We start from the raw sequence: 7,153 nt of genomic DNA, 5'->3' as shown, positions 1-7,153 counted from the left end.
TTCACATTAGTTTTTTAATCAACGATCTCAACACTCACTCTGCTGATTGAGTGCTTTTTTTTTTGCTATTATTATCTTAACTTAAATTTTTCTTCAATCTCTTATGTTATATAGCCTAGGGGGCTATATAACACTTGACAGAGCATAACTTGTTGTCATGCTCTTGGTTCGGCTGGGTTCTGAAATCAGGGAACACTCACCCTAAAGGACTCGCAGTTGAAAAACTGCAAATCCTTTAGTGTTGTTACCTTGACGGTGCTTACTCATGCCCTCGGCACGACTTGGGACACTCATCAGGAGGTCATCACTGTATCAAGCTGACCCTGTTAAGATTACGGTTGATAGCACCGCCTAGACACGCTCTTAACCGCTATACGCTTTCTAATGCTAGCAAGGGCATATACACCCAATGTACCGCTTCGAAAGACAATATAACCACTCATTGCGTTGCTCAATATGTCTAGAACCCCCTGTCGAGAGCTTACTGTCACCCATGAAATGCAGTCGTCACTGATGCCTGCCACCCATTACAAGGGAACAGTTACAAGGCATTGATTGGTGGAAGGTAACGAGCAAATAAATTGTAAAACCACGGTTTTGTTTTGTAAGAAATGGGTTTTAAAATCGCTAAAAGAGGTAATTTGATTGCAAAATAGCCTAGTTTTGAATTAGAATATGCCCTAATGGGCTTAATTGCTGGTCAAATAACGCAGTCTGTGTGCTTATTTGGTCGTTACAGTGTGTTCCACCACGCTGTAACCGTTAATGAACATTAAACGATAAACGTCCCTATTACGTCAAGTGATAGGGGCGTTTATTTTTTGTGCCATTTAATCCTACTCTATTTGAGATAGGATTAGTCGGTCTTTTTCACCTGTCTTAGCCAACTCTTGACCCAATAACTGCAAGGCGTTAGCCAAATAGTTCTGAATGACTGCCTAGCCTTACCAGTTGTAAAATATCATCGTCTTTCTTTAAGTATATTAATACTACGTCAGGTTTAATGTGACAGTCTCTAAAATCCTTCCACTCGCCTACTAAAGCATGGTCGCTATACTTTTCAGGTAAGGGTAAATCTTTGCATAAGCAATTTATAGCTTCAGCCCATTCAGGTGTCATCAAATGGGTAATTAACTTTTTCGCATCTCTTTTAAACTTGTTCTCTGTAACTATCTTTCGCATCATTTGGCTCTTCTAGTGTTCTGAGAAGCTCGTCAGGCGTATAACTTTCTGTAAAATCTGTTCTGTTCAGAGCTTCACGCATAGCCTTCTGAGTTTCCATGTTAGGTTCAACCCAGTCAAAAGACAAAGGCACTTTTCGAGTTTTAACGATTTGGTTTGCTAGTAACTTAAAAACTTGAGGCGTAGTCAACCCGTAGCTAGCTAGGACATTATCTAACTGTTTTTTAGTATCTGTATCCAAACGCATATTAAAATTCTTTGTAGACATTTTATTAACCTTCTATTATTTTTAGTAAAGAATATGTAAGACTAAATCTTTACAATAGTGATTGTATCATATGTTCTTGGTTAGGTGAATTTATTTTAGCGTTCAAATTCTGCTAGGCTCGCACTCTGCTTGCTGTACGTGCCCCTTATAATTCTATTAACCCCCTTGTATCCGTTGATACAAGGGGGTTTTCTATAAAAATGGTGTTATGTCTATAAGCATTATGATCTCCACTATCGTGGAAAAAATATCTAAAATCAGAGATAATATTTCTATCTTTTTCATGTGTAAGTCCTTTCATAGTTTAAGTTTTTTGATAGATCAACAAAACGTTGATTTGATTTTTAGACCCGCTTCATATGTCTTGTAAACATTATGATCGTAATCCACGCGACTGATTAGATGATGCGGTTCAGGTAGGCCTATTATCGAAATGTGCTGTAAGCTCTGCATCACCAATTCAGGTGTATATGCGCTATCCACCGTATCTTTTGTTATCAATACTTTAGATGTTACTAAAACAGCTCTTAGTTCTATATAAAACTGCTCTGATATATCTACGACTATTATGGATGCTAAAAAACAGGCGTCTCGAGGGGTGTTCCATTAACAACTGATGACGCACTTTCAAGGTTGTTAGGACAAAAAAAGACCTTCAGGTAGCCTGAAGGTCTTTTTAGTTTGATAAGATTTTTAGCTATTTCGGCTCATTTATGCCGGCGATTTCCACCCCAATTTCCATTTACCATAATCCACCTTTATGCGAACAATGACACTCTATGTCGTGCTAAACGCGCATGTTTTGGGCTTATTTTTGCTACGTTCTACAGTCTCACATAACGCCACGTTTTTAGCCCCATTTCTTCTGCCCACAACTTAGCAGTTGCTTTGTCACCTGCTATTGGCACCATGTTCAAATCTAGCACCTCACTCAGTGAATAAGTGGTACTACTCACCGTTTTATAAACTTATGTCCATCTATCATGTTAGAATTTATGTCTTAGGTATATTTAGGACGATACTATGGCAGCTTATATCACCGTAGGCGCGACGACAACTCATGGCGGTAAGGTGATTAGTGGCTCACCACACACGACTCACAACGGTATTCCCATATCGCGTAAAGGCGATAAAGTCATCTGTAAGAAATGTAAAAAGGTGACGACTATTTTGACAGGGGATGCCTCGTTTATCATTGATGGCGCACCGATTGCCCGTGCCGGTGATGTGACCAGCTGCGGTGCTAAGCTCATTGCGGTTCAGCAGTCGTTCTGTGAATCTGGTTTTGAGGTGATGGGCGTTGAGCAACCAGCGCCTATACAGTTTCCTAAATCTGATCCAGAAGCTGTGTTCTCTAGCTTAAAAGCGTCTGATGAAAGCTCTGAGATGGAAATATCTGATGATGATTTGTTGGTCTGGGTTGAAGTGTCTACTGAACAAGCATTGAAAGATGGTGGACTTTGGGCAGGTCCTAGTACAGGTGAAAGTAAATTAGATACAAGTAAGTTTTACCTTGGAGGAGATAAAGACTTACAAAAGGCTTTTGATGAGATTTTATCTACTTCACATGGTCGATATATAGTATCAGTAATACAGAATGACGATAGAATTCTTGCCGTTACCTTGGGAAAGGGTAATGGTGTATTTGGTAAAACCATACCATCAATGACATCTCAAGTTATTAACAAACCTAAGCGGTGGGAAATTTGGAAACCAACAGAAAGAGTAGATAAGATTATCATGGAAGTAGAGATTAATATGCAGGATAAAGATCCTTACTTTGTACGTGCGGATCGTGCGGATGGTAAAGGTGTTTATAAACCTAACTTAACAGAGGTTCTTGCACATGAACTTGGACACATAAAAAACTATAGCACCCACGGTAAACTTTTCTATAACCATCTATCAATAGTTCATCAAAATACTATTATGAGGCAGTTATACAAAAACTCTACTGCTCGTCATCCAAACAAAGAACATGGAGGAGGTTTTGGTAATTAGATCACTTATACCGCTTTTGTTTTTTTGCTTAGCAGCGGCTTGTAGCAGTGAAGTAGAACAACCATTCAGTTTGGATTATCTATACAGTGCAGATCCTACAGCTGATGCTCTGAAAGCTATTTCGAAGGGTGATTTACACGTTTATGCCACTTACAGTGGTGGTCCCTACACTCCCGAAATAAAACGAGGGTGCGTTAGCGATGAAAATATTGTTCCAATAATAGGAACGTCACATGGATATGAAACTTATAAGCAGCATCAATTCAATACTTCAGCGGATTTATACGCTAAATATTATAATTTTCAACTTAAAGCTTATCTCATTAGAAACGGAGATAAATGTTTGAGCTGGACAGACTAGGGTTAATTTAGATTGAACGCTTGCTGATACACTCATCAAACATAATCACTCTATAGGAATAATTACAATCTTTGTCATGTTAAAAGGGCTGATATTAGCAGTAATTTCAGGTCAAAAGTTAGCCAAGATCAGGCAGTCTTTTTCGCCTGTTCTGGCTAACTTTTGATCCAACAACCGCAGGGCGTTAGCTCAACCGTCAATCTGTCATAGTTAAAGCATGACAACTAGTGGTCTGCCATAGTTAGTCATCATCATGGCTTTTGTGATTGTCCAAAAACGCTTGTTCTTCTTGGGTTAAAGCCTTACCTAGCCGCTGTCTCTGCTTAACAATATCTAAAAAAGCATCGTCCATATAGCCGTTTTTAGGGTCGTTACCGTATTCTTGGAAGTTTTCGATAGAATCTGAAATAGACATTTTGAACCTCTCTTAGTTATTTTATTTCTAAGTGTGGCGCTTGTGAGCGTCTTATTTTCTGCTCCACTCTCTTTTGTATGCCCTTGCCCCAGTTGGTTGCTCTTGACGCTACTAGCTGTCTGAAGTCCTCGTCCTCGCTCATTTGTATGGCGTTCAGGGCTGACTGGTCTATCCAGTCCAGCGTCAATTTACTTGGTTCTCTCTTCTCGCTCATAGTCATGTCCCCTGTGTTAGTAATTAATATCCCTATCATTGCCCCTATCGGCTTGCTGCACCTCTCTATCTTGCCGTCTTTGTGCTAACTCGGCTTGCCGTTGCTGTAGCTCTTGCTGTTCTTGCTGTTGGTCGTATGAGTTAACGTCCTTTTGTATCTCGTATAGCTTGTCATATTTATCAGGGAATGCTTTGTAATAAAGCGTTCTAGCCATTTCTTTATGCTCTGGGGTAATTCCTTTTTCCTGTTTGGTGTCATGTGCTGTTTTGAGATTGTTATATTGCTCTAGATTCTTATCTAAATCTTGCTTCCATGCTTTTGTTTTAAAGGGATTCAGGGGTTTGTTATCCCTTAATTTATTAATTTCTTGCAGCATTGGCTTAGCTTTCTCCCTTAGCTCCTTCAGCTCATGCTTGTGCATCTCTTCAGCTTTTTCACTCATTCCCCTATCGAAGTCCTGTAGCAGTTGGCGCTTACGGTCTATCTCTTGGGCTGTATTTGGCTCTATTTGCGGCTTTGGCGGTGGCGATGGGGTGTTGGTAGCTTGTAAGGCTTTGGCTGCTTGTTGCTTGGCTCTGAGTGCGTCCATGCCCTTCTGAAACTCTAGAGCTTCTTTTTGTTCTTCCCTCTTGTTGATATCGATGCGAATTTCTAGCGCTAAACCCTTTATTTTTAGATTACCGGCGTTGATAGCTCGGTTAATGTCGCCCCTGTCTGTTTCCAGTCCTCTGCGCTCCATTGCTGACGCTTTCCACCCTAGTTTTTGCGTAGGTAGCTGCTCGATGCCACGTTCGGCATAGCTGCGGTGATCGATGCGCTCATTAAAGCCGTTATACTCTAGGGCTTGGTTGGCTATCTTCGCCCATTCTGCCCTAAGCTCTTTTATCTCGATGCTTGTTGCGCCTAGCCCTAGCGTCTTACGTTTAGTATTTGATAGCTCGATGGTCGCTTTGTCGCCAAACTCAACTTGACCATCAGCTGACAAGCTGACTTCTCTTGTCGTGGTCATAATGTGAGCATGATAATTTTTATTACTGCCCTCTTCATCGGGAGCATGAATGGCTACGTCAACTGCAACGCCATATTTTTTAGATAGCATTTTTCCAAAATCTAAAGCGGTTTGAGTGCCTGAAAAATCTTTTGCGTGATGCTCCGCAAACTCTTTTCGTAATTGGTAATCAGTCAGTAGCTCAGTACTTCGTCTTTCATCATCGCTTAATTGTTCTGGGTACTCGGGCATCAATTCACTAGGAATGGCAACTATCCACTCTCTAGCCGTTCTAGCATCTTTTCGCTTCTCGGCTTGTTCCGCTAAATTCCATAATTCACTTCTATCAATTTCGTTATCGTCTTTATCAAAAACAGTGGCAAGAAGAACGCCCCCACGCTTACTATAATCATGGGTAAGCCCTGTTCGCTCGTCCTTGATTTCGACACCAGCACGATAAGCAGCCGATGCCGTGGCACTTCTGCCACTGCTACGACTGATCGGCTTGGTGGTGGCGTGATAGATTGCCATTAGGGATGTATCTCATTTTTTAGGGTGAACATAATGCCTAATAACAGCCGTTCTTCAATCTCGGTGAGGGCATTTAAACCGTAGTCATTCGTCTTTAATATGACCGCTTGTTGGTCTGCGGTTAGATCAACCGTGATCGGTTCACTGGTTGCAAGCTCTTTGTACTTCTCAAAACTTGAGGCTTCAAATAGACTCATTATTCTTATTCCTTTTTTTGAAATTTGGTCATTTTGGCTTTTGCTCCGCAGGACGCTCTTAGGACTTGTCAAAACCATGAAACGAAGTGTAAGGGTTAGACAAGTCGTAAGTGCGCACTTACCTAAAAAGACAGCCAAGTGAAACAACTCCAATTCACTGTTATACTAACACGGACCATAAATTTTTCTAGGTGAGATTATGCCAACGATAGAACAAAAGATAGCCCGCAAACAAGACGAGCTGAACCGATTGAAGACCAGACAAAGAAAATTAGAGACAGGTCAAAAAGTCATCATCGGTGGCATGATGTTATCAATGGCTGAGGATGACCCACAGATAGCCGAGCAACTGCTGAAATGGATTGATGGCAATATCACACGCAAAACAGATTTAGACCGCTTAGAGGACGTTATAACAGAATTAAGAAGCGATTTTGAGAGGGGTTTTAATCATGGCGTATGATTATTTTATTTCGACAAGTGGAAATAATGACAAGGTGAAAATTCCACAATGGATTAGTGAACGTGACAATAGGATGGAATCTTATATCTCTGCTGGTGAGGTGGACTATCGAGGTAAATTCACTTGCGATGAATTGATCCAACTGGCCAATCACTATGCTGACATTTGGGGGGATACTATGAATAGCTTTCATGCAGACCTTCAAAACAAAGGCTTGGCGTACATAAAAAATGCGGATACAGATCAATTCACGCTATCAGCAATCTACTGGTCATCAGGTGATGACTAGCAAGTACAACATACTTCTTTTCATGTTTTAGTTGAAATATTATTTGTTGTTTTTCAACTAAAATATAATTCCTTCAAGTTAGAATTTTTTCGGCTACAGCCCTTTATTTTCGAGGATTCAGGGTTATAAAAAAACATATATTTTCGATGTTTTTGTTAAAATATAATTTGTTTTAGTTCAAATAAAATAAGTTCATTTTAAGCTGTAGCCCTTTATTTTTAAGGGTTGAGACTAATATTTTCTT

Annotated in this window: 10 protein-coding genes; 4 read left to right on the top strand and 6 right to left on the bottom strand. The window is 40.3% G+C overall.

Annotated features, from left to right (window positions below; genetic code table 11):
• Nucleotides 1–912 precede the first annotated feature (912 nt).
• The 3 genes from ACT3SX_RS12725 to ACT3SX_RS12715 all read right to left on the bottom strand — a co-directional run bounded on the left by ACT3SX_RS12725 (nt 913) and on the right by ACT3SX_RS12715 (nt 2,406).
• Entirely contained in the window at nt 913–1,182 is a 270-nt protein-coding gene (locus tag ACT3SX_RS12725; RefSeq protein ID WP_087815164.1) for a type II toxin-antitoxin system YafQ family toxin, read from the bottom strand.
• Nucleotides 1,151–1,450, bottom strand: coding sequence for a type II toxin-antitoxin system RelB/DinJ family antitoxin (locus ACT3SX_RS12720; protein ID WP_087815162.1), 300 nt, complete (start codon nt 1,448–1,450; stop codon nt 1,151–1,153). The genes ACT3SX_RS12725 and ACT3SX_RS12720 overlap by 32 nt, the downstream gene beginning before the upstream one ends.
• Before the next feature lie 824 nt (nt 1,451–2,274).
• Nucleotides 2,275–2,406, bottom strand: coding sequence for a hypothetical protein (locus tag ACT3SX_RS12715; RefSeq protein ID WP_263972671.1), 132 nt, complete (start codon nt 2,404–2,406; stop codon nt 2,275–2,277).
• Between the two features lie 67 nt (nt 2,407–2,473).
• On the opposite strand from ACT3SX_RS12715, the gene ACT3SX_RS12710 reads away from it, so the two are divergent.
• Together ACT3SX_RS12710 and ACT3SX_RS12705 are read left to right on the top strand one after the other, a co-directional pair.
• On the top strand, nt 2,474–3,451 hold the full coding sequence (locus ACT3SX_RS12710; protein WP_443549151.1) for a PAAR domain-containing protein: 978 nt from the start codon (nt 2,474–2,476) through the stop codon (nt 3,449–3,451).
• Nucleotides 3,441–3,812, top strand: a complete 372-nt coding sequence (locus tag ACT3SX_RS12705) for a hypothetical protein (RefSeq protein ID WP_444519128.1) — start codon at nt 3,441–3,443, stop codon at nt 3,810–3,812. The genes ACT3SX_RS12710 and ACT3SX_RS12705 overlap by 11 nt, the downstream gene beginning before the upstream one ends.
• Before the next feature lie 241 nt (nt 3,813–4,053).
• On the opposite strand, the gene ACT3SX_RS12700 is transcribed toward ACT3SX_RS12705, so the two are convergent.
• The 3 genes from ACT3SX_RS12700 to ACT3SX_RS12690 form a co-directional block, all read right to left on the bottom strand.
• Nucleotides 4,054–4,227, bottom strand: a complete 174-nt coding sequence (locus ACT3SX_RS12700; RefSeq protein WP_443549152.1) for a hypothetical protein — start codon at nt 4,225–4,227, stop codon at nt 4,054–4,056.
• 230 nt (nt 4,228–4,457) lie between these two features.
• Nucleotides 4,458–5,960: a MobA/MobL family protein gene (locus ACT3SX_RS12695; RefSeq protein WP_443549153.1), complete on the bottom strand. Its 1,503-nt coding sequence runs from the start codon at nt 5,958–5,960 to the stop codon at nt 4,458–4,460.
• Nucleotides 5,960–6,157, bottom strand: a complete 198-nt coding sequence (locus ACT3SX_RS12690; RefSeq protein ID WP_087815170.1) for a hypothetical protein — start codon at nt 6,155–6,157, stop codon at nt 5,960–5,962. Before ACT3SX_RS12690 ends, ACT3SX_RS12695 begins: the two co-directional genes overlap by 1 nt.
• Before the next feature lie 199 nt (nt 6,158–6,356).
• Here ACT3SX_RS12690 and ACT3SX_RS12685 point away from each other — a divergent pair, with 199 nt between their 5' ends.
• On the top strand, nt 6,357–6,620 hold the full coding sequence (locus ACT3SX_RS12685) for a hypothetical protein (RefSeq protein ID WP_443549154.1): 264 nt from the start codon (nt 6,357–6,359) through the stop codon (nt 6,618–6,620).
• A gap of 73 nt (nt 6,621–6,693) precedes the next feature.
• A complete protein-coding gene (locus ACT3SX_RS12680) occupies nt 6,694–6,909 on the top strand; it encodes a hypothetical protein (protein ID WP_444519126.1) in 216 nt (71 codons plus the stop codon).
• Nucleotides 6,910–7,153: the final 244 nt, after the last annotated feature.

Origin of the sequence: Psychrobacter sp. AOP31-B2-9, assembly GCF_052378005.1 — a bacterium.
Taxonomy (GTDB): Bacteria; Pseudomonadota; Gammaproteobacteria; order Pseudomonadales; family Moraxellaceae; genus Psychrobacter.
The sequence above is the reverse complement of the archived record's forward strand: the minus strand, read 5'-3'. Positions and strand labels throughout refer to the sequence as shown.

Coding starts and splice junctions, on each gene's coding strand:
- ACT3SX_RS12690 (WP_087815170.1), bottom strand. CDS start 6,157: ATGAGTCTATTTGAAGCCTCAAGTTTTGAGAAGTACAAAGAGCTTGCA.
- ACT3SX_RS12685 (WP_443549154.1), top strand. CDS start 6,357: ATGCCAACGATAGAACAAAAGATAGCCCGCAAACAAGACGAGCTGAAC.
- ACT3SX_RS12695 (WP_443549153.1), bottom strand. CDS start 5,960: ATGGCAATCTATCACGCCACCACCAAGCCGATCAGTCGTAGCAGTGGC.
- ACT3SX_RS12725 (WP_087815164.1), bottom strand. CDS start 1,182: ATGCGAAAGATAGTTACAGAGAACAAGTTTAAAAGAGATGCGAAAAAG.
- ACT3SX_RS12720 (WP_087815162.1), bottom strand. CDS start 1,450: ATGTCTACAAAGAATTTTAATATGCGTTTGGATACAGATACTAAAAAA.
- ACT3SX_RS12700 (WP_443549152.1), bottom strand. CDS start 4,227: ATGTCTATTTCAGATTCTATCGAAAACTTCCAAGAATACGGTAACGAC.
- ACT3SX_RS12680 (WP_444519126.1), top strand. CDS start 6,694: ATGGAATCTTATATCTCTGCTGGTGAGGTGGACTATCGAGGTAAATTC.
- ACT3SX_RS12710 (WP_443549151.1), top strand. CDS start 2,474: ATGGCAGCTTATATCACCGTAGGCGCGACGACAACTCATGGCGGTAAG.